At 66.6% G+C, this 24,328-nt stretch carries 25 protein-coding genes and 2 tRNA genes; 12 read left to right on the top strand and 15 right to left on the bottom strand.

Translation table 11 applies throughout. The features are described 5' to 3' along the window. Positions 1-3 precede the first annotated feature (3 nt). The gene (locus ACODTB_RS01835; RefSeq protein ID WP_488929069.1) at positions 4-1,995 is read right to left on the bottom strand and encodes a LamG-like jellyroll fold domain-containing protein; all 1,992 of its coding nucleotides are present in this window, start codon (positions 1,993-1,995) and stop codon (positions 4-6) included. Positions 1,996-2,093: 98 nt separating this feature from the next. Continuing rightward, on the bottom strand, positions 2,094-3,014 hold the full coding sequence (locus ACODTB_RS01830; protein WP_291116267.1) for a LysR family transcriptional regulator: 921 nt from the start codon (positions 3,012-3,014) through the stop codon (positions 2,094-2,096). Positions 3,015-3,169: 155 nt separating this feature from the next. On the opposite strand from ACODTB_RS01830, the gene ACODTB_RS01825 reads away from it, so the two are divergent. Further along, positions 3,170-4,138, top strand: a complete 969-nt coding sequence (locus tag ACODTB_RS01825; RefSeq protein WP_291116264.1) for a Bug family tripartite tricarboxylate transporter substrate binding protein — start codon at positions 3,170-3,172, stop codon at positions 4,136-4,138. Positions 4,139-4,200: 62 nt separating this feature from the next. Then, positions 4,201-4,989, top strand: a complete 789-nt coding sequence (locus ACODTB_RS01820; protein ID WP_488929068.1) for a class II aldolase/adducin family protein — start codon at positions 4,201-4,203, stop codon at positions 4,987-4,989. A gap of 17 nt (positions 4,990-5,006) precedes the next feature. Here the strand turns inward: ACODTB_RS01820 and ACODTB_RS01815 are convergent, their stop codons facing one another. Then, a complete protein-coding gene (locus ACODTB_RS01815; protein WP_291116259.1) occupies positions 5,007-5,426 on the bottom strand; it encodes a helix-turn-helix domain-containing protein in 420 nt (139 codons plus the stop codon). Positions 5,427-5,539: 113 nt separating this feature from the next. Here ACODTB_RS01815 and ACODTB_RS01810 point away from each other — a divergent pair, with 113 nt between their 5' ends. After that, positions 5,540-5,725 (top strand): hypothetical protein, encoded by a 186-nt coding sequence (locus tag ACODTB_RS01810; RefSeq protein ID WP_291116256.1) that lies wholly within the window; start codon positions 5,540-5,542, stop codon positions 5,723-5,725. Between the two features lie 53 nt (positions 5,726-5,778). On the opposite strand, the gene ACODTB_RS01805 is transcribed toward ACODTB_RS01810, so the two are convergent. Further along, the gene (locus ACODTB_RS01805) at positions 5,779-6,081 is read right to left on the bottom strand and encodes a hypothetical protein (RefSeq protein ID WP_291116253.1); all 303 of its coding nucleotides are present in this window, start codon (positions 6,079-6,081) and stop codon (positions 5,779-5,781) included. 428 nt (positions 6,082-6,509) lie between these two features. Between ACODTB_RS01805 and ACODTB_RS01800 the strand changes: the two genes are divergently transcribed. The 4 genes from ACODTB_RS01800 to ACODTB_RS01785 all read left to right on the top strand — a co-directional run bounded on the left by ACODTB_RS01800 (position 6,510) and on the right by ACODTB_RS01785 (position 9,232). Further along, the gene (locus tag ACODTB_RS01800; protein ID WP_291116250.1) at positions 6,510-6,863 is read left to right on the top strand and encodes a hypothetical protein; all 354 of its coding nucleotides are present in this window, start codon (positions 6,510-6,512) and stop codon (positions 6,861-6,863) included. A gap of 136 nt (positions 6,864-6,999) precedes the next feature. Further along, complete coding sequence (locus tag ACODTB_RS01795) at positions 7,000-7,785, top strand: HupE/UreJ family protein (protein ID WP_291116248.1); 786 nt, start codon at positions 7,000-7,002, stop codon at positions 7,783-7,785. Between the two features lie 40 nt (positions 7,786-7,825). Further along, positions 7,826-8,176 (top strand): DUF6488 family protein, encoded by a 351-nt coding sequence (locus ACODTB_RS01790; RefSeq protein WP_291116245.1) that lies wholly within the window; start codon positions 7,826-7,828, stop codon positions 8,174-8,176. 3 nt (positions 8,177-8,179) lie between these two features. Further along, a complete protein-coding gene (locus ACODTB_RS01785) occupies positions 8,180-9,232 on the top strand; it encodes a DMT family transporter (RefSeq protein WP_291116242.1) in 1,053 nt (350 codons plus the stop codon). Positions 9,233-9,499: 267 nt separating this feature from the next. Here ACODTB_RS01785 and ACODTB_RS01780 read toward each other — a convergent pair whose 3' ends face one another. From ACODTB_RS01780 to ACODTB_RS01750, 7 genes are all read right to left on the bottom strand, one after another. Next, positions 9,500-9,982 carry a hypothetical protein gene (locus ACODTB_RS01780; RefSeq protein WP_291116239.1) on the bottom strand — a complete coding sequence of 161 codons (483 nt, stop codon included), beginning with the start codon at positions 9,980-9,982 and terminating at the stop codon, positions 9,500-9,502. 237 nt (positions 9,983-10,219) lie between these two features. Beyond that, positions 10,220-10,295: transfer RNA gene (locus ACODTB_RS01775), tRNA-His, on the bottom strand. Positions 10,296-10,331: 36 nt separating this feature from the next. Further along, positions 10,332-12,251, bottom strand: a complete 1,920-nt coding sequence (locus tag ACODTB_RS01770; RefSeq protein ID WP_291116236.1) for a SurA N-terminal domain-containing protein — start codon at positions 12,249-12,251, stop codon at positions 10,332-10,334. A 74-nt stretch (positions 12,252-12,325) separates the two neighbouring features. Then, positions 12,326-12,401, bottom strand: a tRNA-Val gene (locus ACODTB_RS01765). 22 nt (positions 12,402-12,423) lie between these two features. Beyond that, positions 12,424-12,696, bottom strand: a complete 273-nt coding sequence (locus ACODTB_RS01760; protein ID WP_066158910.1) for an HU family DNA-binding protein — start codon at positions 12,694-12,696, stop codon at positions 12,424-12,426. 272 nt (positions 12,697-12,968) lie between these two features. After that, complete coding sequence (locus tag ACODTB_RS01755; protein WP_291116234.1) at positions 12,969-14,063, bottom strand: tartrate dehydrogenase; 1,095 nt, start codon at positions 14,061-14,063, stop codon at positions 12,969-12,971. After that, a complete protein-coding gene (locus ACODTB_RS01750) occupies positions 14,060-14,959 on the bottom strand; it encodes an alpha/beta fold hydrolase (RefSeq protein WP_291116230.1) in 900 nt (299 codons plus the stop codon). Before ACODTB_RS01750 ends, ACODTB_RS01755 begins: the two co-directional genes overlap by 4 nt. Before the next feature lie 65 nt (positions 14,960-15,024). On the opposite strand from ACODTB_RS01750, the gene ACODTB_RS01745 reads away from it, so the two are divergent. Continuing rightward, positions 15,025-15,999 carry a LysR family transcriptional regulator gene (locus tag ACODTB_RS01745; protein WP_291116228.1) on the top strand — a complete coding sequence of 325 codons (975 nt, stop codon included), beginning with the start codon at positions 15,025-15,027 and terminating at the stop codon, positions 15,997-15,999. Here ACODTB_RS01745 and ACODTB_RS01740 read toward each other — a convergent pair. The 4 genes from ACODTB_RS01740 to ACODTB_RS01725 are packed head-to-tail and all read right to left on the bottom strand — an operon-like array spanning position 15,953 to position 20,608. Next, on the bottom strand, positions 15,953-16,846 hold the full coding sequence (locus ACODTB_RS01740) for a DMT family transporter (protein WP_291116226.1): 894 nt from the start codon (positions 16,844-16,846) through the stop codon (positions 15,953-15,955). The genes ACODTB_RS01745 and ACODTB_RS01740 overlap by 47 nt on opposite strands. 9 nt (positions 16,847-16,855) lie before the next feature. Next, the gene (gene pgsA, locus ACODTB_RS01735) at positions 16,856-17,425 is read right to left on the bottom strand and encodes a CDP-diacylglycerol--glycerol-3-phosphate 3-phosphatidyltransferase (RefSeq protein ID WP_291116222.1); all 570 of its coding nucleotides are present in this window, start codon (positions 17,423-17,425) and stop codon (positions 16,856-16,858) included. Between the two features lie 48 nt (positions 17,426-17,473). Further along, the gene (gene uvrC, locus ACODTB_RS01730; protein ID WP_291116219.1) at positions 17,474-19,519 is read right to left on the bottom strand and encodes an excinuclease ABC subunit UvrC; all 2,046 of its coding nucleotides are present in this window, start codon (positions 19,517-19,519) and stop codon (positions 17,474-17,476) included. Positions 19,520-19,567: 48 nt separating this feature from the next. Then, positions 19,568-20,608, bottom strand: a complete 1,041-nt coding sequence (locus tag ACODTB_RS01725) for a dienelactone hydrolase family protein (RefSeq protein ID WP_291116216.1) — start codon at positions 20,606-20,608, stop codon at positions 19,568-19,570. A 103-nt stretch (positions 20,609-20,711) separates the two neighbouring features. Between ACODTB_RS01725 and earP the strand changes: the two genes are divergently transcribed. The 4 genes from earP to ACODTB_RS01705 all read left to right on the top strand — a co-directional run bounded on the left by earP (position 20,712) and on the right by ACODTB_RS01705 (position 24,305). After that, a complete protein-coding gene (gene earP, locus ACODTB_RS01720; RefSeq protein ID WP_291116213.1) occupies positions 20,712-21,797 on the top strand; it encodes an elongation factor P maturation arginine rhamnosyltransferase EarP in 1,086 nt (361 codons plus the stop codon). Positions 21,798-21,871: 74 nt separating this feature from the next. Further along, entirely contained in the window at positions 21,872-22,426 is a 555-nt protein-coding gene (gene efp, locus ACODTB_RS01715; protein ID WP_291116210.1) for an elongation factor P, read from the top strand. Positions 22,427-22,514: 88 nt separating this feature from the next. Continuing rightward, entirely contained in the window at positions 22,515-23,393 is an 879-nt protein-coding gene (locus tag ACODTB_RS01710) for an AEC family transporter (protein ID WP_291116207.1), read from the top strand. A gap of 42 nt (positions 23,394-23,435) precedes the next feature. Continuing rightward, the gene (locus tag ACODTB_RS01705; RefSeq protein WP_291116204.1) at positions 23,436-24,305 is read left to right on the top strand and encodes an LOG family protein; all 870 of its coding nucleotides are present in this window, start codon (positions 23,436-23,438) and stop codon (positions 24,303-24,305) included. Positions 24,306-24,328 lie beyond the last annotated feature (23 nt).

Genomic DNA, 24,328 nt, shown 5'->3' with positions numbered 1-24,328 from the left:
GCCCTAGGGCTTGCGAATCACATAGGCCAGGGTGGCCCAGCTGTCGCCGGCAATGCGCCAACCGCCGGCCGTGAAGGCTTCGCTGTCGGTGGCCTCCAGGTTGCGCGCCGCGAGCGTGCCGCAGACCGCGCCGCGATCCACACTGTTCAAGGTGGACCAGGCGCTGGCGTTCGCGATCACCGGGTCATCGTCCACAGCACCCCAGCACACCAGTCGCCCGCCCCCGTCGGTCGAGCCCGCGCTGAAGGCGGGCGACAGCACCGTGGTTTCAGCGCCTCCCGCGCTGGCGCGCGTGGCGGTGGCGCCGACCGGTGTCGAGGCGTCGAACTCGCCCGCGCGCACCTTGAGGACGGCGGCGGTCCACTGCTCGCTGGCACTCGGTGTGAACGTGCGCGTGCCGGCACTCCAGGCGCCCGTGGCGATGTACCGCCAGGCCTGCGCCCGCACCTCCGTGCCACTCGATGCGATCGGGCCTGCGATGGACGTGGCCACTTCACCGTTCGGGCCGGTGGGCGTGCTCACCGACGTGGTGTCCGTGCTGTCGTCCCAGGCCAGATGGAAGGTCAGCATGTCGCCAGCCGTGGCGGCCGGATGGCTGACCGCCCAGCTGCTGCTCGCGCTGTTGCTGCCGCTGGCGGTCACGTCCGCCGCCACCGGGAAAGCGACCGTTGGCGCGACCGTGGCGAGGCTCGCCGGGGCCCAGGTCGCCAGGGTGATCGGCCCGGCGTACGTGTTCTGCGTCGTGGCGGTCTCGGTGCCCGTGGCCGTGATGGGCTTGGACCGAAGGCGGGAGCTCGCCCAGTAGCCGAAGGTCCCGGTGGATTCGCCGGTGAGCACCGAATCCCAGCCCGACTCGTTGCCGGGAAAGGCACCGGACGTCGCGTTCAGCCGCGTGTCCAGCGCAACGGCCAGGCCGCCCGACACCCCGGACGCGCTGGCCACGCCAGGCGTGGTGCCATCGCCCGTTGCCTGGCCATAACCCCGCGCGGTGACACCCGTGGTGTCCTGGAGGAAGCAGACGAAGGCATGTGCGCCCGCCAGCGAATTCGCCTGCGTGAACGCGATGGTGACGCTGCGGCCGGCGGCCCAGTTCGCCACCGGCGCCGTGCACACCCAGCCACCCGCCGCTGTGGCAATGGCGCCGTTGCCCGTCTGGCTGAAAGCCGCCGCGAAATCCGAAGCGATGGAGGCGAGATCGGTATAAGGCACAGCCGTGTCATCGCTGCCGACGATGTGCACGGCGACGAATTCCGCCCACTGCGGCACATTGACGGTGCGCGCGCCGGGCGTGGCCGAGGTGCCCAGGTCCACGACCTGGGGCACACCGAGAATGCTGGGCAGGTAGGTGAAATCGCTGCCATCGCCGCACGGCTCGGCGGGGTTGTCGGCCAGCGGGGGCTCGCCAGGCATCGTGTCGTCGAACCGCACGCTGCCGGCATCCATCGGCCAGTTGTGGATCAGGTTGCGCGTGCGAAACGGCACCGTCGAGCGGTACTCGCGGCGGTGCTCCGCCTCGGTCAGCACGGCCGTCCACATGCGCCAGCGCGCGATCGTGCAGTCCGTATAGCCCGCCAGCTCGCCATAGCCGCCCCATTGCAGCGAGCGCTCGCCCGCCGTGCCCGCGTTGGGCACGAACGCCATGGAGAGCACCACCGCGCCATCGAGCAACATGCGCACGGTGCCCGCGCCGTCGTAGTCGATCGCCAGGCGGTATGCCTGGCCCACCTGCAGCGTGTAGCTGGCGCTGACCGTGGGCGACCCGCCGTTGTAGCCTTCGAGCTGGCAGGTGATGCCGTCGGAATTCATGTAAAGCCCGACCCACGAAGCCGCGTTCGTGGTGCCGTACAGCGCGACGATCAGGGTGTTGAAGTTGACGTCGGCCTCGAACCGGAACAGGCCGGCGACCGACCATGGCGTGTTGAGTGCCGGAACCTCATGCCCCAGCGGTTCATGGATGTAGACCGCCTGATAAGGCGCATTGACGCGGATGGCCACTGTGTTCTCCCTCGGCGACCATGGGGCTCAACGCCGGTGGTTGAGGCTCAGGCTTTGCCGTTCGCCGGCCATTTTGGCTTAACAGCGCGCGCCGGCGCCTACAGCGTGCGGATGTACGCCAGCAGTTCGTCGCGAAGCGCCAACGTGGCCGGCGACAGCGTGCCCTCGCGACGCCGATAGAGCGCGAACCGGCGCACGGAGCGAACGTCCTGCAGATGCAGGATGCGGATCGCGCCCTCTCCCGGCCCTGACAACGAGGTCACGAGCTGGCGTGGCATCCAGCCCAGGAACGAGCCCCCGGCCACCAACTGGCGCAACGCCGCCATGGACCGGGACTCCACGGTGGCCTGCGGCGGCGGCAGGTGGTGGTCCAGGTACATCTGCTTCAACTCGTCACGCGGCTGGGTTCCCCGTGGGGCCAGGGCCCAGGCCTCGCCCAGCAAATCCTGCAAGCGCAGATCCTGGCGCCCGCACAAACGGTGGGTCGCCCCCGTGACCACGTGGCAACCCTCCTGCCATTCGCTCTGCGAAACGGTGGTGATGTCATCGGAGGTGGACACGGCAAACGCCAAGGCCAGGTCGATCTCGCCACGGGCGAGCTGCTGCAGCAGATCTTCCGAGAGCCCTTCGACCAGGACCACCTGCAGGCCCGGCATCCGGGCCAGCAAGCGCTCCACCACGCCCGGCACGAAGCTCGCGAGCGCGCTGACCACCGCGCCAAAGCGCACGACGCCCCCGGGCTGACCGCGCAGGGCATCGACTTCCTGCACGGCCCGGGAAGACTCGGACAGCATCAGCCTCGCATGAGGCTCCAGCCGCCGGCCAAAGTCCGTCAGCGCCACGCCGTACTGGTGCCGCTCGAACAAGGCCACGCCGAGTTGCTCTTCGAGCCGCCGGATGATCCGGCTGAGCGCCGGCTGCGTGATGTGCAGGCTCTCCGCCGCCTTGCTCAGGGAGCCCGCATCGATCACTGCCTGAAACGCATGAAGCTCGCGCAGATTCAACAGCATGGAAGGCATGGCCGCAGCCTTGGAGGAAGGGGATAGGGATCTTAGTCTGCGCCGGTTTTGGAGCATTCCGATTCGGTATGCCACAGGGCCCACATGGCATGTCTGGCGCGAAGGGGCGTCCCTAGACTGCGGCACACCACAACACTGCCCACCAGGAGACACACATGCCCCTCTTCAGACAGCTCGGCGCGGCCCTCGTCGCGTCGTTGGCGATCACCGCCCTGGCCGCGGACCCCTACCCCACCAAGCCCATCAAATGGGTGGTGGGCTATGCGGCGGGCGGCGGAACCGATGCATTGGCCCGCATGGTCGGCGCGCAGCTGGCGATCCAGATGGAGCAGCCGGTGCTGATCGAAAACCGCCCGGGCGGTGCCACGGTCATTGCCGCCGATGCCACCGCGAAGGCCGCTGGCGACGGCTACACCATGATGAGCGTCGATGGCGGCACCCTGGTCTACAACACGGCCTTGTTCAAAAAGCTCAGCTACCAGCCGTCCAGGGACTTTGCTCCCGTGGCCCTGCTGGGGCGCTTCCCGCTGCTGCTGGCCGTCAACGCCACTTCCAGCCTTACCGATGCGCGCCAGCTCATCGAAGAGATCAAGCGCAACCCCGGCAAGCTCAGCTACGGATCGCCCGGCGTGGGTGGGCCTCACCACCTCGCCATGGAAATGCTCAAGGACCGCAACAAGCTCGACGTGGTCCATACGCCCTATCGCGGCGCCGCTCCCGCCCTTCAGGACCTGCTGGGCGGCCAGATCCCGCTGATGGTGGTGGACACCGTCGCGGCCATGCCCATGATCAAGGCCGGCAAGATCAAGCCCCTCGCCACCTTCGGCAAGGCCCGCCTCGCCTCGCTGCCCAATGTGCCGTCACTCATCGAACTGGGCTATGCCGACATTGAAATGCTGCCCTGGCAAGGCATCGTCGTGCCCGCCGCCACGCCCAAGGACGTGATCGCCAAACTCAGCGCGGAACTGCAGAAGGCGGTGGCCCACCCATCGGTCAACAGCCGCCTGCTGGAACTCGGCTTGCTGCCCACGCCCGCCGACACCGCCGCCATGGCACTGCAATGGAAACAGGATGCGGACTACTGGCCCAAGCTGATTCAGCAAAAGGGCATCTCCGCCGAGTGACACCAGGACCCGCGAAGTGCGGCTCTCCTGCGCACCGCGCGCTCCCACGATGAAAGATTGACATGCTGAACAACGACGAACTCGCCGTCCTGCTGAAGGAACGGAAACAACTGCGCGAACAGGTGTCGCCCGAGGAATGGGCGGCCCGGGTGGAACTGGCCGCCTGCTACCGGCTCATCGCCCATTTCCGCATGACCGACTGGATCTACAACCACATCTCCTCGCGGGTGCCGGGGTCGCACGAGCACTACCTCATCAACCCCTTCGGCCTGCTCTACGAAGAGGTGTCCGCTTCCAACCTGGTCAAGGTGGATGTGCACGGCAACCTGGCCGAGGACGTGCAGCTGGACGTGAACCCGGCGGCCTTCGTCATTCACGGCGCGATCCACAGCGCGCGCCCGGATGTGGGTTGCGTCCTGCACACGCACACCGCAGCCGGCGTGGCGGTGGCGGCGCAGCAGGATGGCCTGCTGCCCATCTCGCAACACGCCATGCGCGTGTACGGGCAGCTCTGTTATCACGACTTCGAAGGCATCGCGCTGAACAACGACGAGCAGCAGCGGCTGATTGCCGACGTGGGCAACAGAAACGTCCTGATCCTGCGCAACCACGGGCTGCTCACCATGGGTCGCACCGTGCCGGAGGCCTTCGAGCTGATGTTCTATCTGGAGCGGGCCTGCCAGATCCAGATCGCCGCCACCTCGGGCACCCAGAAACTCATCTACCCCGCTGAAGAGGTGTGCCGACACGCCATCGCGCAATTCGATGGCTCGCCGTCCTACATCCAGGGACGTGATTGGCAAGCCTTGCTGCGCCTGCTCGACCGAACCGACCCTTCCTACAAGGAGTGAGGGCACAGCCCATTCTTCTACTTTTCCTTGCGCACCTTCGCCGCGCCCATGCCACGGGCGGGTTTTTTCACGGCGGCTGCACGGCCCGCAGGCGTCTGGGGCGACATGCCTGCGGCCAGCAGCGCCAGGTGCTGGACCGCTTCCATCTGCCGCTGCGGTGAGCATTGCGCCAGGCTGTTCAGCACGGCGCTCTGGATGGGGTCGAGGGTCAGCTTCGTCGACATGCGCTCGCCAGTGAGGACATAGAACACATCCAGACCGTGCGGTGCGGCAAGCGCCAGAAATTCGGAACTCACTGCGGCAATGCCGCGCTCCCAATCCTGATAAGTCCGCAGCTTGAACTCGGCAAGCGCTGCCATTTGCGCTTGGCTCAGATCGAGCCTCTCCCGCTCTTCACGCAGTCGGGCGCCAATAGACGAACGGATATCTGTTACCATAAAGTTTTACTGACAGAATTCCGTTATAAAATTCGGTTGATGTGTATTTTCCCGTTACTCAATGCTAACTGAGTGATGTGGTCACGCTCTGGTGAAACATGGTCAAAACCACCTTGCCCGCACGACGCAAACGAGTCCCCAACGGCGCGATCAGCGAGCGCCCCATCGCACTGCGTTTGCTCCCGGACGAACTCGAACGCGCGAAAGAAAAGGCCGACAGGGAACAGCGCTCCATGGCCAGCGTGTGCCGCCTCGCGGTGCTGCGCGATCTGGGCCTGATGAAGAAGGACAAGCCGTGAGATTCCCCTGCCCGATTGCAAGGCCCTGATCGGGCCAGCGCCATCGCGCGGCGCTACATCCCGTTGTCGCCATCCATCTTTTGAAGCGCGGCGGGTGGCACGCCGGTGTTGAACGTGAGGAGCTGGAGGTGCTGGCGCAGCTCATGCCACCCGGTCTTGACCTGCCCGCCCAACCGCTCCTCTGCGACAACGTGGCAGCGTCCCTTGTGGGCGTGGAGCACCTCGGAGATGTCGCCCTCCCCATGCTTCTTGCAGAAGACCGCGGCACCCTCGTCAGCGTCGTCGATCCAGGTCCCGCAAACGTCGCAACAGAGAATCGGAACGGTCCGGTGGCCCTTGTTCATGACCTTGATCATCGCCCCTCCTGTCACAGGGCGAGGGAACGCTCCCGCCCGCGTCCTCGATCTTTCCACGCCTGCCCCCCTCTGGGGATGGGTACAAATCCTGATCTCCCACCAAAGTCGCGCCGTGCGCCCGCTGGCGAAACCGATGGGTGCAATGGCATGGAGCGACCACAAAAGCTCGGTCGCCATGGCACAGCCAGAAACGAAAAAGCCCCGCGTCAGCGGGGCTCTTCTGGATGCATCCCTGCGGCCGGGGGCCGCAAGAATGCTGGGGTTTGGATGGGGTGGCTGATGGGACACCAAACCGGTAGCCCCCTACCTCCAGACAGCAGGCGCCCATGCGGGTTTGGAATCCTTGGGGGTGCATTTGCACACCTGCTAACGACTGCGAACTGCAACGAACGGACATCCTGTCACGGGAGCCAACCTATACTCGGGCGATGCGCCAAGCCCTGAAGGCCGCCCTCCTGATTGCCGTCATGCTCTGGCAGACGCTGGTGTGGGTGACACCCTTTGCGGTCGAGGCGCAAGGCGAGCAACTGGCGCACATGGCGGTCCATTCACAAGACACGGATCACCACCACCATGCCGATGCGTCACTGCACCTCGCGTCAGACAGCGACAGCTCGCCTCATTTCCATGCCGACAACGGCTTCCAACCCCTGGCGCTGACCCCACTGGGTGCAGGTACGGGCATTTTCCTGATGCCGAGCGTACAGCCTGATTCCAGCATTTCTGAGCCCCCATCGGTGTATCTGGACGGCCTGCTGCGCCCTCCCAGCCTGACATCCTGAAGCCCTCCGCGTGAGCCCCTGGCTCGCGGTCATTGGAGCGGACGTCCCCTCGTTGACTTGCTACCCCGCCTTGCGGGAGCTCTGCTGCGCTTGGCCGTTGTGCTGCGCGGTGTTCTCAACCCTTCATTCTCAGTCTATGAAAAAACTCAACTATCGCTTTCCTTTGGCGATTGCCCTGGGACTGGTGCCGCTGCTGGCACTCGCTCACGGCATCTCCGCCGAGGACCAGCAACGGATGCTTGACGCTGGCTACTTTCACTACATCGAACTCGGGGCTCGGCACATGCTGACGGGCTACGACCACCTGCTGTTCCTGTTCGGCGTGGTGTTCTTCTTGACGACGTTCCGGGATGTGGCCAAGTTCGTGACTGTCTTCACCATCGGTCATTGCATCACGCTCATCTTCGCGACGTACTTCAAGATCACCTGGAACTTCTACCTTGTCGACGCCATCATCGCGCTTAGCGTGATGTACAAGGCATTCGACAACAACGGTGGCTTCCAGAAGTACTTCTCGATGGCATCACCGAACTTGCTCTGGGCAGTGTTCGGGTTCGGCCTGCTGCATGGGTTTGGCTTGTCAACGCGGCTGCAACAGCTACCCCTGGGGGACGACTCTCTCGCAATGCTCTGGCGCATCCTGAGCTTCAATGTGGGTGTGGAGGTGGGGCAAATCGCCGCCCTCACGGTCATGGTGGGCGCTCTGGCCCTATGGCGTCATCGGCCGTCCTTCAAGCGATTCAGCTATGCCGCCAATCTGGCGCTCTTCTACGGCGGCGTGTACCTCCTGTTTACGCAATTGCATGGCTACCAACACGACAGCCACCCAGACAGCTTCCGTTTTCCCGCCGCCGAGCACCGGCACGCTCATGAAGACATGGATGTCGAAAACACGGAAGACAAGAGCCGTGACGGCATCTGACCTCCCCTACACCCCGAGTACCTACGTTCAAGGAATCATCATGAAAGCACTCATTCTCAGCGCCGCACTCATCGCACTGCAATCCTTCAGCCCGATGGCCTTGGCCGACAAGGGCAGCAGTTGCCATTTCCACGGTAAGACGCCTGCGACCGAAGCCGTCGTTACCGATTGCGCCAACCAGCGCAGAGATGCGCTCGTGAAGGGCGCCAAACTGGAGAACTCATGGCAGGCCGTCAAGCTCGGCAAGCTGGAGCTGGTGGACGGCAAGAAGGGCAAGGAGTGGAAGGCCACCTTCACGAACCCCTCCGCCACGGACAAAACGAAGCAGAATCTGTATGTCTTCTTCTCCCATCCGGGCAACTTCATTGCGGCGAACTTCACCGGTCAGTAAGACATGACACACGGGTCACTCACACCCGTGCTCAAGGGCGGTCTGCTGGCACTGCTGGCAGCCGCCCTTTTTGGGTTGAGCACGCCCTTCGTTCAAATGTGGGGGCGGGGCCTCGGTCCGTTCACCACCGCTGGCCTGCTGTATGGAGGTGCGGGCATTGTCGCGCTGTTCATCCGCCGTCCCAAGGAGCGCGAGGCGCAACTTCAGCGCGGCGACGCGAGGCGCTTGGTTGCAATGGCTCTGTTTGGGGCAGTCGTGGGACCTGTCGCGCTCGCATGGGGACTTCAGCGAACAAGCGGTACTTCAGCGTCGTTGATGCTGACCCTTGAAGCCTTGTTCACGGCGCTGCTGGCATGGCAGCTGTATGGCGAGACCGTCGACAGGCGCGTGGTTCTGGCGATGTTGACGCTGCTCGCGGGCAGCGTTGTGCTCGCCTTGGAGCAGGGCTTGCAAGGTGGCGTTCAACTCCTTGGGCTGGCTGCCGTAACGGTTGCCACCGCTGCCTGGGGCGTCGACAACACGTTGTCGCGCGGGGTCGCTGACCGTGACCCGGGTCAGGTAGTGCTCACGAAGTCGGCGTTGGGCACCATGGCGACGGTCTCTCTCGCTTACCTGTTTGACGAACCCATGCCTGCCCTGCAGCCCGCCTGTCTCTTGCTGGCTATCGGTGCCAGCGGCTACGGACTCAGCCTTCGGTTCTACTTACTCGCGCAGAGAACCTTCGGTGCTGCACGGACAGGTTCGGTGTTCGCGTTTGCCCCGTTTATTGGTGCCCTGGGTGCATTGGGGCTCGGTGAACGAAGTGGCTCCCTTCTCCTCGTTCTGGGAGGCGGATTGATGCTCAGCGGTGTCGTCCTGCACTTGATCGAAATGCACGAGCATGAACACGTGCACGAGAAGATGAGCCACGAGCATGCCCACACGCACGACGACGGACACCACGGGCACCAACACGACCCCATGCCTGATGGTGCACACAGTCATCTTCATGCCCATGAGGAGCAAAGGCACCGCCATGCGCATGTGCCAGACGCCCATCATCTGCATCGTCACTGACCGGCTCAGCGTCGGGCACAAGATGCTGTACCGAAGGCTGTCCACTGGGGTAGGTCACGCACGGCCTGCCGCCATTCATGGGGCCTTGTAAATCGGGGACTTACGTGAGGCGGAGAAGGTGGGCGTGGTTCACTACCCCCTGTTCCCCGTCAACTCCTCGCGCAAGAACCCGTACAGAGATGCGGTCCGCACGGAGACCCCGAGTTCCCATGTCCACCTCCGCCAGCCGGTCGATCAACCTGGACCGTGGAGCATCCGCAGCGGCGTTCATGCAGATGGCACCGCTTTGCCGAACAGGCCGTAGGCCGCCACGACGCAGCCACCAATGAAGAGGGCGAAGGCGGCGTACGGCAGCACGTAGGCCATGAGGGGCAACTTGCCCGAGCGGGCTTCGTCGCGTTTTGCAACCTCGCCAAATTCGATTTCATCGGCAAAGAACTGGTTGGCGTCGGCCTTGTACTTGGCGAAGAACCGATCCATCTGATGGTAGATGCGAGCCAGACCGCAGCCCGTGACGATGACGCCCAAAACGAAGGCGACCAACGCAGACTGCGCGGCCATCAGGTGGGCGGCCTTGCCGGTCCCAAGGAAACTCAGCATCGCAACCGCCCCACCTGAATTGGAAAGCAAGAGGTACTTGTAGACCCGCTCGCCCCACTCCTTTTCCAGTCCATGGAGCTGCCCCCATCGCTGGTTTACTGCGTCGATGACCTGTTGCTGCCGCACCGCCGTCATTTGCGAGAACTTCATGCCGCCCCTCGTGTGGTTTCCTGGACCTGCTCCGCCCCGAGGATAGCGGCCCAACAGCCACCAGAGGAAGACCGGCACCAAGCACGCGCGACGAGGCAAGCCAATGTGGGACTGACCTGAACGACGTTGGACAGTCCAGAAACGAAAAAGCCCCGCGTCAGCGGGGCTCTTTATCGTGCACCCCCAGAATGCACCCACACCAGCCTGGAGGCCGCATGGATACGGGGGTTCAAATGGTGGGGTGGCTGATGGGACTCGAACCCACGACAACAGGAATCACAATCCTGGACTCTACCAACTGAGCTACAGCCACCGCAAGCTGATTATTATAGCCCGAACCAAAGCCCTCTCATCGGGCCGGTGCCGGCGTGGTGGCCGGCTCGGGCACCAGGATGCGGGCCTTGAAGCGTTCCTTGAGGCCTTCGACGTAGGCTTCGTTTTCGGCCGAAGCCCACCACTGGTTGTATTGCTGCACTTCCTGGGCCAGGGCTTGCGCTTCGCGCACATCGCGCGGCAGCACCTTCTCCACCTTCACGATGGCGTAGCCCTGGTCGGCCAGGTTCACGCCCACCCAGGCGGGCAAGGTCTTCGGGTCCGCGCTCAGGGCGGCGGTCAGCACTTGCTGCGCAAGGCCTTGCGGGTTCTCGCGGGACACCACGACGGCATTGCCCAGGCCCTTGGCGTCGCCGCCCGCCTTCCAGGCCTGCAGCTGCTTCTCGCCTTCGGCGCGCGCCAGTTCTGCCGTGCGCTGAGCGACCAGGCGCGCGCGCACCTGCTCGCGCACCTCCGCCAGGGGCTGGGTGTGGGCGGGCGAGTGCTTCACCACGCGCGCCGAGACCAGTTGGCCCGAACCCGTGTCGATCGCTTCGGTGTTGCGCTTCTTGTCGATCGACTCGGTGTCGAACAGCGCGCCGAGCAGGCGTTCGCTGGCAAGCGCGCCGGTCGCACCGGGCTGCGGCTGGCGTTGCACCGTGGCCTTGCGGACCTGCAGCTTCAGGCGATCGGCCGCGGGTTGCAGGGAATCGGCCTGCTCGTAGACGAGGTTGCTGAAGGTGTCGGCGGCTTCGGCGTACTGCTTCTGGGCCTGTTGCTTCTTCAACTCGGCTTCGATCTCGGGGCGCATGGATTCGAAGCTGCGCACCGGCGGTGCCTTGATGTCGGTGAGCTGGATGATGTGGAAACCGAAGTCGGTTTCGACCACATCGGAGATCGCGCCCTTGGCCAGCGAGAACACCACGTCCTCGAAAGGCTTGACCATGGCACCCCGGCCGAAGTAGTCGAGGTCACCACCCTTGGCGGCCGAGCCCGGGTCTTGCGACTGGGCCTTGGCCACGTCGGCGAAGCTCGCGGGCTTGGCGCGCACCTGCGCGAGCAGTTCTTCGGCGCGCTTGCGCACGGCGTCCTTGTCGGCGGCGGGCGCGCCGGCCGGCACGGTCAGCAGGATGTGGCGCGCGCGGCGCTCCTCGGTGCCGGACAGGCGCGAGGCGTTCTGTTCGTAATAGGTCTTCACGTCGGCTTCGTTGAAGGTCACGCTGTTCTGCAGCGCCGCCGCGTCGAGCACGAGGTATTCGATCTCGGCCTGCTCGGGCGCCTGGAACGAGGCCTGGTTCGCGCTGTAGAAGGCTTCGATGTCGGCGTCGGTCGGCTTGACCTGTGAAGCGAAGTCGCTGGCGGCGAAGCGCGCCACGCGCACTTCACGGCGTTCGAAGAAGGCGTTGAGCGAAACGTTGGCCAGCGCCGTGGGCGCGAAGCTCGAACCGAGGATGCCTTGCGACACCTGGCGCTGCGAGAGGTCGGCGCGCACGCGCGCTTCGAACATCTCGGGCGTCAAGCCCTGGCGGGCGACGAGCTGGCGGTAGGCCTCCACGTCGAGCGTGCCATCGGGCTTGCGCAGCGCGGCGATGGCTTCGTTCTGCTGCAGGTCGCGCGCCAGGCGCGCGTCGCTGGTGTAGAGGTTGAGCTTGGTCGCGGCAGCGGCCAGCAGGCGCTGGCGCACCAGGCGCTCCAGCGTGGCGTAGCGCGCGCCATCGCTGTCGAGCAGGCGCGAGTCGAGCGAGGGCATCGCTTCGCGCAGGCGCTGGGACTCCTGCTGGTGCGCCTGGTCCCATTCGGCCTTGGTGATGTCTTTTCCATCGACGACAGCCACCGGTGCGCCGCTCTCGTTGAAGCGCGTGTAGCCTTCGATGCCGAACAGCACAAACGAGGGGATGATCAGGATCATCAGGAAGCCCATGAGGTACTTCTTGTGATTGCGGATGGAATCGAACATGCCTTGAATCCTGCTACGTGGTGCTGCCGTTTCCGACAACAAAAAAGGCGAACCCTGGTTCGCCTTTTCGATGGTGGTGGGTGCTGACGGGGTCGAACCGCCGACCTACGCCTTGTAAGGGCGCCGCTCTACCGACTGAGCTAAGCACCCCACCGGAAATCCGGTGAGCGCTTCAGTTCAGCGCATCCTTGAGTGCCTTGCCCGGGCGGAACTTCGGCACTTTGGCGGCCTTGATTTTAATCTCAGCGCCGGTGCGGGGGTTGCGGCCTTTGCGGGCGGGGCGTTTGGTCACGGCGAAAGAGCCAAAACCGACGAGCGACACAGTGCCACCCTTCTTGAGCGTGGTGCGGATGGCGGTGATGGTGGAGTCCAGTGCACGCGTTGCAGCCGCCTTGGAGATGTCGGCGTGCTTGGCAATGTGTTCGACGAGTTCTGTTTTGTTCACAAATAGCCCCTCTTGAAGGTGAAATGAATGTTCCGTAAGGACAGGTTTTTTCCGGAGACGGCGCGGGCCGCGGGCAAAAAACCCCAATCGCTCTAGACCGCAGGACGATGCCAACACCGTGGCAAACGCTGGGTGATTAGACCCACTGGGCACAACCCCTGTCAATACTGAGGAGCCTGGGCCCGGTGCCTGTCGGCGCAAGAGGCGAGATTCTAGACGCTTTCATCCACCGGATGTCGCGCGCAACAATCTGTCGCAACTCCCTCCGTCCTTCACGAGGCCGCGAGCACCTCTGCAATGGCCTGGCCCACGTCGCGCGTGCCGGCCTGGCCCCCCAGGTCGGCGGTGCGCGGGGCACCGCTGCCGGGCTGCAGCACGGCCTCGATGGCCTGCATGATCGCGTCGTGTGCACCACGATGGCCCAGGAAGTCGAGCATCATGGCACCGCACCAAATCTGACCAATCGGGTTCGCGATCCCCTTGCCTGCGATGTCCGGTGCCGAGCCGTGCACCGGCTCGAACAGCGAGGGATGCTGGCGCGTGGGGTTGAGGTTGGCGCTGGGCGCGATGCCGATGGTGCCGGTGCAGGCCGGGCCGAGGTCGCTGAGGATGTCGCCGAACAGGTTGCTGCCGACCACCACGTCGAAGAAGTCCGGGCGTTGCACGAAGTGCGCGGTGAGAATGTCGATGTGGAACTTGTCGACCTTCACGTCCGGGTATTCCTTGGCCATCTCGACCACGCGCTCGTCCCAGTAGGGCATGGTGATGGCGATGCCGTTGGACTTGGTGGCGCTGGTCAGGTGCTTCTTGGGGCGCGAGCGCGCGACCTCGAAGGCGTGGCGCAGCACGCGGTCCACGCCGATGCGCGACATCACGGTTTCCTGTACCACGATCTCGCGCTCGGTGCCGGGGAACATGCGCCCGCCGATGGCGGAATATTCACCTTCGGTGTTCTCGCGCACGATCACCATGTCGATCTCGCCGGGCGCGCGCGGGCTGCCGTCGCGGCGCACCACCGGCGCGGTGACGCCGGGCATGAGTCTTGCGGGGCGGATGTTGACGTACTGGTCGAACTCGCGGCGGAACATCAGCAGCGAGCCCCAGAGCGACACATGGTCGGGCACCTTGTCGGGCCAGCCCACCGCACCAAAGTAGATCGCGTCGTGCCCGCCGATCTGGTCCTTCCAGTTGTCGGGCAGCATCTTGCCGTGGCGCTCGTAATAGTCGCAGCTGGAAAAATCGAAGTGGTCGAACTGCAGGTCGATGCCGAACTTCGAGGTCGCGGCCTCCAGCACGCGGATGCCTTCGGGCATGACTTCGGTGCCGATGCCGTCTCCGGCGATGACGGCGATGCGGTGTTTGCTCATGGTTGTTGCTCCTCGGAAGGGGATCGAAAAAAGGACAGGGTTTCGTCGATGAGGCGCCCGGGCGCCTCTTCCGCGATGTAGTGGCCACACGGCAAGGCGTGGCCCGAGACCTTGGCGGCGCGCTCGCGCCACAGCGCCAGCACATCGAAGCAGCGCGCCACCGTGCCGTGTTCGCCCCACAGCACGCGCAGCGGCTGTTCGATGCGGCGGGCGGCGGCCACGTCGGCGCGGTCGTGATCGAGGTCGATGGTGGCGCTGGCGCGGTAGTCCTCGCAGACCGACTCGGCGGTGCCGGGCAGCGCGGCGCAGCGCTCGTATTCGGCCAGCGCGGCGGGGTCGAACGGTGCCAGCCCCGCGTGGCGGCTGCCCATGACGCTGCGCACGTAGCGCGCCGGGTCGGTGCCGATGAGCGCCTCGGGCAGCGGCGGCGGCTGGATCAGGAAGAACCAGTGCCAGTAGGCCCGCGCGAAGGCTTCACCGGTCTGCGCGTACATGGCCAAAGTGGGCGCGATGTCCAGCAGCAGCAGACGCCGCACCGCATCGGGGTGGTCGGCGGCCAGGCGGTGCGCCACGCGCGCGCCCCGGTCGTGCGCCAGCACGTCGAAGCGCGGAAAGCCGTGGTGCGCCATGACCGCGATGGCATCGAGCGCCATCTCGCGCTTGCTGTGCGCGAGGTGTCGGGCGTCGGCGGCGGGCCGGCCCGAATCGCCGTAGCCTCGCAGGTCCGTCAGCACCAGGGTGAAGTGCCGGGCCAGTTCGGGCGCCACGCGGTGCCACATGGCCATGCTCTGCGGGTGGCCGTGCAACAGCAGGAGCGGCGGCCCGTCCCCGCCGATGCGGGTGTGCAGGGCGACACCATCGCGCAGCACGGTATGGAGCTGGAATCCGTTCAACATGGGCGCCAGCATAGTCCTCATTGGGGCAATAATCCGGCAATTGATTCGTTCCCAAAGGGAAACAATTGGACCGCCCCGATCTCGAACTCGTGCTCGCCATCCGACAGCATGGCAGCCTTGCCATGGCCGCTCGTGCGCTGCGCGTGGCACCGTCGGCCGTCACCAAGCGTCTGGCCGCGCTCGAAGCCCGGCTGGGCCTGCGGCTGTTTCAGCGCACCACGCGGCGCGTGAGCCCCACGGCTGAGGGCGACACGCTGTGCGAGCGCGCAGTGCAGCTGCTGCGCGCCTTCGACGAGGTAGAGGCCGAGCTGCGCGAGCGCCAGGCCGAGCCGGCTGGCCCGATCCGGCTCGCCGCCACCTTCGGCTTCGGCCGGCTCTGGCTCGGGCCCGCGCTGGCCGAGTTCCAGGCACGCCACACCGGCATCCAGGTGCAGTTGCAGCTCACCGAGCAGTTGCCCGATCTGGCCGTGGAAGGTTTCGACGGCGCCATCTGGCTGTGGAACGCACCCACCGAGCGCGCGGCCGAATGGGTGTCGCGCCGCCTGGCATCCAACCAGCGCGTGCTGGTGGCCTCGCCCACCTACCTCGAACGGCACGGCGCTCCGCGCCATTTGCAGGATCTGTCCCGGCACGCCTGTCTGGTGGTGCGCGAGAATGGCGGCGGGCCGGGCCAGCGCTTCGACCACTGGCGCCTGCAGCGTGCGTCGGACGCGCAGGTGCAGCACGTGCCGGTGAGCGGCCCGCTGTCGAGCAACTCGGGTGAGCTGGTGCGCGACTGGTGCCTCGCGGGCCACGGCCTCATGCTGCGCAGCCTGTGGGACATCGCGCCGCAGATCGCCAGCGGTGAGCTGGTTCGCGTGCTGCCGAGCTATGCCATGCCCGACGCCGACATCCACTGGCTGGCGCCGTACCGGCCGCAGACGCCGCGCCGCATCCGCCTGCTGGTGGACTTCCTGGTGGAGAGCTTCCGCCAGGAGCCCTGGAAGAAACGCGTCAGCGCGACGAAGAGCGCACCACCAGCGCCACGCCAAAAGCGGTGAGCGCGGTGCCGGCCAGGGTGACGGCGGTGATCGGTTCGGCGAACAGCAGCCAGGCGATGAGCGCGGTGCATGGCGGCACCAGGTACATCAGGCTGGTGACCGAGGCCGCCGCGCCGCGCTGGATCAGCAGGTAGAGCAGCGAGCTGCCGCCCAGCGTAAGACCCAGCACCGACCAGGCCATGGCACCGATGAGCTCGCCGTTCCAGTCCATCCGCTCGGCTTCCAGCAGCGTGAGCGGCAGGGTCACCAGCAGCGCCGCGAGCAACTGCACCGCGTTGGCGGTGCGCACATCGCAGGCCGCCACGAAGCGCTTCTGGTACAGCGTGCCCACGGTGATGGCGATCAAGGCCATCACCGCGAACGAGAGGTTGAGCCAGTTGGCCTGGTCGCCCGGCCCGCCTGCGCCGAACTTGCGCGAGACCACCAGCACCAGGCCGGCGAAGCCCAGCACCAGGCCCAGCCACTGGCGTCCGGACACCTTGGAGCCCGTGCCCGAGAGCCAGATGGCGGTGAGCACCGGCTGCAGGCCGACGATGAGCGAGGACAGGCCCGAGCCCATGCCGGCCTTGACCGCCGCCCACACGCCGCCGAGGTAACCCGCGTGCATCAGCACACCGGTGACCGCGAGGTGGAACCACTGGGTGCGGTTGCTGGGCCACTTCACACCGGCCAGGAAGATCCAGGGCAGGAAGCACGCGATGGACAGCGCGTAGCGCACGGCGAGGAACTTCATCGGCGGCGCGTGCGGCATGCCGTAGCGCGCCACGATGAAGCCCGTGCTCCAGATCAGCACGAACACCCAGGGCATGGCGCGCAGCCATGCGTTGTCTTGCGCCGGGGAATTCATGGCAGAGGCTCAGCGCGACTTGGCGCGGATCTCGGGGATGGCCTTCTGCAGGTAATACACCATGGACCAGATGGTCAGCACGGCGGATATCCAGATCAGCCAGGTGCCCCACCGCTGCGTGTCGATCATGCCGAACAGCGTGCCGTGGAACAGCAGGAAGGGAATCGCCACCATCTGCACGGTGGTCTTGACCTTGCCGATCATGTGCACGGCCACGCTCTTGGTCGCGCCGATGATGGCCATCCACTCGCGCAGCGACGAAATGGCGATCTCGCGGCCGATGATGATGAGGGCCACGAACACGTCGGCGCGGTCCAGGTGCACCAGCACCAGCAGGCTGGCGCACACCAGGAACTTGTCGGCCACCGGGTCGAGGAAGGCACCGAAGGCCGAAGTCTGGTTGAGTTTGCGGGCCAGGTAACCGTCGGCCCAGTCGGTCAGCGCGAACACGATGAACAGCACCGTGGCGATCAGGTTCTGCTGGGCCGGGCTGAGGTCCTCCAGATAGAACACCCCCACGATCAGTGGGATGGCGACGATGCGGGCCCAGGTGAGCAGGGTGGGGAGGTTGAAGAACATGGGCCGATTATGCGTTGGCAACCCGGAAACCGCAGCGGGACGGGCTCTTCAGTGCAGGGCGCGGTAGATCGCGTCCGCCAGCTCGGGGGAGATGCCTTCCACCGTGCATAGGTCTTCCACGCTGGCCGAGGCCACGCCGCGCACGCCGCCGAAACGCTGCAGCAGGCGCGCGCGCTTCTTGGGGCCGACGCCCGGGATGTCCTCCAGCCTGCTGCCGCCGGTGCGCACCTTGGCGCGCTGCGCGCGCATGCCGGTGATGGCGAAGCGGTGGGCCTCGTCGCGGATCTGCGCCACCAGCATGAGCGCGGCGGAGTCGTGGCCGAGGTAGACCTTCTCCCGGCCGTCCGCGAACACCAGCTCTTCCAGGCCGACCTTGCGGCCTTCGCCTTTTTCCACGCCGACGATGAGCGAGAGGTCCAGGCCGAGCTGCTCGAAGACCTCGCGCGCCATGCTGACCTGGCCTTTGCCGCCGTCGACCAGCACCAGGTCGGGCATGCGCGGGCCGGCGATGGACTCGACCGTGGGCTCGGTGGACAGCGCCTCGTCCGGTGCGTCGGCGGCCACGGCGGCCTCGGTGGGCGGGAGGGCGGGCGCGCCCTCCTCCGCCCGCAAGGCCTCGGCGATGCGGCCGTAACGGCGCAGCAGCACCTGGCGCATGGCGGCGTAGTCATCGCCCGGGGTGATGCCCTCGATCTTGTAGCGGCGGTACTGGCTGTTCTGCATCTTGTGGCCTTCGAACACCACGCAGGACGCCTGGGTGGACTCACCGGCGGTGTGCGAGATGTCGAAGCACTCGATGCGCAGCGTGTCGAGCTGGTCGTCAGGCAGGTTCAGCGCGTCGGCCAGCGCGCGCGTGCGGGCCTGCTGGCTGCCTTCTTCGGCCAGCAGGCGCGCCAGCGCAATGTCGGCGTTCTTCTGCGCCATCTCCAGCCAGATGCGGCGGTGCTCGCGCGGGTGGTGCACCGCGTTCACCTTGGCGCCGATCTGCTCGGTCAGCGCGTCCAGCAGCGGCTTTCCCACGGGGTGGCTGGTCACCAGCGTGTGCGGCATGGCCACGCCCAGGTAGTGCTGCGCGATGAAGGCCTCCAGCACCTGCACGGCCACGCGTTCGGCGGGGTCCGCCGGCTTGGGGGTTTCACCGCCCTCCTCGGCCAGCGCGTTGTCGATGGCGGTGGCGTCGTCCACGTGGGCGGGGAAATACGGCCGGTCGCCCAGGTGGCGGCCGCCGCGGATCATCGCGAGGTTCACGCAGGCCCGCCCGCCGTGCACCTTCACCGCGAGCACGTCCACGTCCTTGTCCGACACGGTGTCCATGGCCTGCTGGTGCAGCACGCGCGAGAGCGCGCTCATCTGGTTGCGGATCTCGGCGGCCTGCTCGAACTCCAGCTTCTCGGCGTGCGCGAGCATGCGCTGCTCCAGCGTGTCGAGCACGGCCTGGGTCTCGCCGCGCAGGAAGCGCTCGGCGTCGCGCACGTCCTGCGCGTAGGCCTCGTGGTCGATCAGGTCCACGCAAGGGCCGCTGCAGCGCTTGATCTGGTACAGCAGGCAGGGCCGCGTGCGGTTGGCGAACACCGTGTCCTCGCAGGTGCGCAGGCGGAACACCTTCTGCAGCAGGGTGATGGACTCCTTCACCGCCCAGGCGCTGGGGTACGGGCCGTAGTAGCTGTGGCGGCGGTCGACCACGCCCCGGTAGTACGCCATGCGCGGAAACGCCAGCGAGGGCGACGGCAGCCGGGCCGAGGGCTTGAACACCTCGCGCGTGCCGGTGATCTTGAGGTAGGGGTAGCTCTTGTCGTCGCGGAACAGGATGTTGAACTTGGGGTTCAACGTCTTGATGAGGTTGTTTTCCAGCAGCAGCGCCTCGGCCTCGGAGCGCACCACGGTGGTTTCCATGCGCACGATCTTGCCCACCATGTGGCCGATGCGCGTGCCATCGTGGTTCTTCTGGAAATAGCTCGACACGCGCTTCTTGAGGTTGCGCGCCTTTCCCACGTAGAGCAGCTGGCCCTGGGCGTCGAAGTAGCGGTACACGCCGGGCAGGCCCGGCAGGGCGGCCACCTCGCTGAGCAGTTGTTCGGAATGCGTGTCGGACATGGGCGCGTATTGTGGCCCGTCCCCGCCGGCCCCGCCGGCGTGCGGGCCTCAGCGTGAGCCGAGCGTCTTGCGGAAGAAGGCCAGGATGGCCTGCGCGGCCTTGTCGCGCGCGGCGCGGTCGCCCTGCACATGTGCGCCGATGGCGCTGCACGACTGCCGCGTGAGCGCCTGCAGCGCCTCGCCGCTGACCCGCTGGCCGGTGTTGCGGTCGTAGGTGGCCAGCGTGTCGATGTCGAGCTCCAGCGGGCAGGTTTCGAGCGTGCGCTGCGCGCCGCGCACGTTCAGGCGGCGCGTGTCGTCCTGGTCGAACTTGTGCATCGCGCCTTCGAGGGTGACGAACTCCACCGGCGTGCCGGCCTTGCCGATGTGATCGGCGTAGTCGCGGCAGGCGCCGATGGTCGTGTAGTCGTCCGCATCGCCGTGCACCCACAGCATGGGCGCCTTGGCGGTGAACACACCGGGCTTGACCATCAGGCGGAACGCGCCCACGCAGCCGCCCGAATACATCGGCACGTGGGCGGCGAAACGCAGGTTGTCGGGCAGCTTCTGCGCCGCCGCGATGCGCTCGACCGCCGTGCGCCAGGTGGTGATGCCCCCGCGCGAGAACCCCATGATGGCGATGCGCGCCGGGTCCACGCGGGGGTGGCTGGCCACGAGTTTGAGCGCGGCGAAGGCGTCCGCCGTGTCGGCGGCGAAAGGCACTTGCGACTGGTCCTCCGCCGTGCTCTTGACACCGCGGGGCCCGAAGGAATCCACCGCCAGCACGGCGATGCCCGCGGCGTTGAACTGCCTGGGCCAGAAGTCGAGCATGGCGTCGTAGAGGCCGCCCGAGCCGTGGATCAGGATCACGGCGGGCCCACGTTCCATGCCGGCGGGCAGGAACCAGTGCCCCACCGGCTGGGCCGGCTCACCCTGCCCCGGGCCCTTGAGCAGGTCCGGCAGGCTGCGCGGGGTGCTGCTGGCGAAGGCGTAGCGGCCGGTGGGCGGGCCGGCGCTCATGTCGGCGATGAGGTCCTGAGCGGCCAGCAGGGGAGACAGGAGCACCAGCGGCAGTGCGGCCAGCCAGGGGATGAAGCGTCGCAAGGCCATGGTGCGGGTCTCCGCGCCTTCAGCGACCCAGCGGGCCCGGCCTGCAGCGCCCGCAAACTGTAGCCCGGCCAGCGGGCGCCGCCAAGCCCCGACAATGGCGCCCATGCGCTGGGACATTTTCTGCAGGGTGATCGACAACTTCGGCGACGTGGGCGTCTGCTGGCGACTCTCGGCCGAGCTGGCCCGCCGGGGCGAGCAGGTGCGCCTGTGGCTGGACGACCCGCAGGCCCTGGCCTGGATGGCGCCCGGCGCGCTGCAAGGCAGCGTGCCGAACATCGAGGTGCGGACCTGGACCTCGCCCCTGCCCGCCGGCCAGGCCGACCCGCAGCCCCCGGCCGACGTGTGGATCGAGGCCTTTGGCTGCGAGCCGCCGGCCGAGTGCATCAAGGCGCTGGCCGCCCGCGTGGCCGGTGGCGCGCGCGCGCCGGTGTGGATCAACCTGGAGTACCTCAGCGCCGAGTCCTATGTGGAACGCTCGCACCGCCTGCCCTCGCCGGTCATGAGCGGGCCGGCGCGTGGGCTCGGCAAATGGTTCTTCTACCCGGGGTTCACCGCCCGCACGGGCGGCCTGCTGCGCGAGCCCGACCTGCTGGCGCGCCAGGCCGCGTTCGACGCTGGGGCCTGGCTGGCCAGCCTGCAACTGCCGGTGCGCCCCGAGGCCCGCCGGGTCAGCCTGTTCTGCTACGAACCCGCCGCACTGCCCGCCGTGCTGCAACAGGCCGGGCTGGACACGGCAATCAGCGACTGGCTGGTGACGCCCGGGCGGGCCTGGCAGGCCGTGCAGCAGGCGGCCTCGCCCGGCCCGGGCTGCCGGCTGCACCCGCTGCCCCTGCTGAGCCAGCGCGACTTCGACCACCTGCTCTGGACTGGCGACCTCAACTTCGTGCGCGGCGAGGATTCACTGGCCCGTGCCCTGTGGGCCGGCCGGCCCTTCGTCTGGCACATCTACCCGCAGCACGACGGCGCGCACCACGCCAAGCTGGAGGCGTTTCTGGACTGGCTGCAGGCACCGCCCTCGCTGCGCGCCTTCCACCTGGCGTGGAACGGCATCGGCCCGCAGGCGGCCGTCTGGCCGGATGCCGACACCCTGGCAAGCTGGCACGGCTGCGCCCAGGCGGCGCGCGAACGCCTGCTGGCCCAGGCCGACCTGTGCAGCCAGCTGGTCGGGTTTGCACTGGAAAAGCGATAAAATTCGAGGCTTTGCGGAAAACCGGGCCGGATTCGATCCCAGTCACCATTCCGCGCCCAACCGTTGGAAGCCCTATGAAAATCGCTCAAGAACTCCGCGCCGGCAACGTCATCATGCATGGCAAGGACCCGATGATCGTCCTGAAGACCGAATACAGCCGTGGCGGCCGAGGCGCGGCCACCGTGCGCCTCAAGCTCAAGGCCCTGTTGAACAACATGGCCACCGAAGTCGTCTGCAAGGCCGACGACAAGATGGACCAGATCATCCTGGACAAGAAGGAGTGCACCTACTCCTACTTCGCCGATCCGATGTACGTCTGCATGGACGCCGAGTACAACCAGTACGAAGTGGAAGCCGAGAACATGGGCGACGCCCTGAACTACCTCGAAGACGGCATGACCGTCGAAGTGGTGTTCTACGACGGCAAGGCCATCTCGGTCGAACTGCCCACCAGCGTCGAGCGCGAAATCACCTGGACCGAGCCGGCCGTCAAGGGCGACACCTCGGGCAAGGTGCTCAAGCCGGCCAAGATCGCCACCGGTTTCGAAATCTCCGTGCCGCTGTTCGTGGCCCAGGGCGACCGCATCGAAATCGACACGCGCACCGGCGAATACCGCAAGCGCGTCTGAGCGTTTGACGCCCACGACGAACCCTTGAAGAGGCTCCTGCGGGAGCCTTTTCACTTTCCGGCATCCGCACGCCGCCCCCTCCCTGCGCATGGACCTGATCGCCCGCATTGCCGACGTCATCATCCCGGTGTTCCTGATCGTGGCGATCGGCTTCGCTTATGCGCGCCGGCAGGCGCCCGACATGGGCACCTTCAACCGCATCGCGCTCGACGTGCTCGCGCCCATGCTGGTGTATTCGGCGCTCGCGTCGCGCGACTTCGTCATCGCCGAGCACCTGGTGCTGCTCGTGGGGGGCGGGGTGATCATCCTGGGCGGCGGTCTGCTGGCCTGGGTCCTGTCTCGGGCCATGGGTGCGCAGCCGCGCACGCTGGTGCCGGTGGTGATGTTCAACAACTGCGGCAACATGGGCCTGCCCCTGGCGCTGCTGGCCTTCGGCCCGGCCCACTTCGGCGCGGCCGTGGCGCTGTTCTCGGTCAGCAACCTGCTGCACTTCTCGCTCGGCGCGCGCATCACCAGCCGCATGGCGCGCACGCGCGACCTGCTCACCAGCCCGCTGATGATCGGCACGGCGCTCGGCTTCGCGAGCGCCCTGACCGATGTGCGCCCGCCCGACGTGGTGCTCTCCGGCCTGAAGCTGCTGGGCGATGCGCTGCTGCCCATGATGCTGTTCTCCCTGGGCGTGCGCCTGACCGCGCTGACCCGCGAGGGCCTGGCGATCGGCCTGCTCGGCGCGCTGGCCCGCCCGCTCATCGGCCTGGCCATCGCCCTGCCGCTGGCCTGGGCGCTCGGCCTGGAAGGCGCGGCGCGTGGCCAGCTGCTGCTGTTCGCCGCCTTGCCTCCCGCCGTGATGCAGTTCATGCTGGCCGACCGCTACCACCAGGAGCCCGACAAGGTCGGTGCCATGATCATGCTGGGCAACGCGCTGGCCGTGGTCTTCGTGCCGCTGGCCCTGGCGCTCGCCCTGTGAGCGGCATCATCCGAATCACACGACAAACGAAGGAATTCCACCATGGCTGCTCCCCAAGACCTCAATGAACGCCGCCTGGCCGATGCCTGGGCCGAACTCCAGACCCACGCCAACGAAGGGCTGCCCCTGCAGGCCGACGCCTACCGCCTGGCGTTCGCCGACCCTGAGTTCCTGCTGCGGCGCGAGACGCGCGGCATCCGCCTGCAGCTTGAGATGCTCAAGCCCGACCTGGCCCAGCGCGAAGCGGGCATCGAGAACACCATCGTCGTCTACGGCAGCGCGCGCTTTCGCGAAGCCAGCGAAGCGCAGGAGCAGCTGGTGCGCGCCGAGCGCAGCGGCGACGCGCGCGAGATCGCGCGCGCCCAGGCCATGGTGCGCAACGCGCACTACTACGACAAGGCGCGCGAGTTCGCGCGCATCGTGGCCCGCTACAGCGCGAAGTGCGCGAAGGCCGAGCAGCTCTTCATCTGCACCGGTGGCGGCCCCGGCATCATGGAAGCGGCCAACCGGGGCGCGCACGATGAGGGCGCGCCCACCGTGGGCCTGAACATCGCGCTGCCGCACGAACAGGCCGCCAACCCCTACGTTTCACCCGAGCTGAGCTTCAAGTTCCACTACTTCGCGCTGCGCAAGATGCACTTCATGATGCGCGCCAAGGCCCTGCTGGCATTCCCCGGCGGCTTCGGCACGCTCGACGAACTGTTCGAGGTGATCACGCTGGTGCAATGCAAGAAGTCCAAGCCGGTGCCGATCCTGCTGTTCGGATCGGACTACTGGAAGCGGCTGATCAACCTCGACGTGCTGGTCGAGGAAGGCACGATCTCGCCGGAAGATCTGAACCTGTTCAAGTACGTGGACGATCCCCAGACCGCCTGGGAACACATCCTCGAGTTCTACAGCTTGAAGGGCTGATCCCCGCAAGGCATTTCCGGCGC

The sequence above is a fragment of the Hydrogenophaga sp. FG152 genome, assembly GCF_057809615.1.
This window is presented reverse-complemented; position numbering and strand designations above follow the sequence as displayed.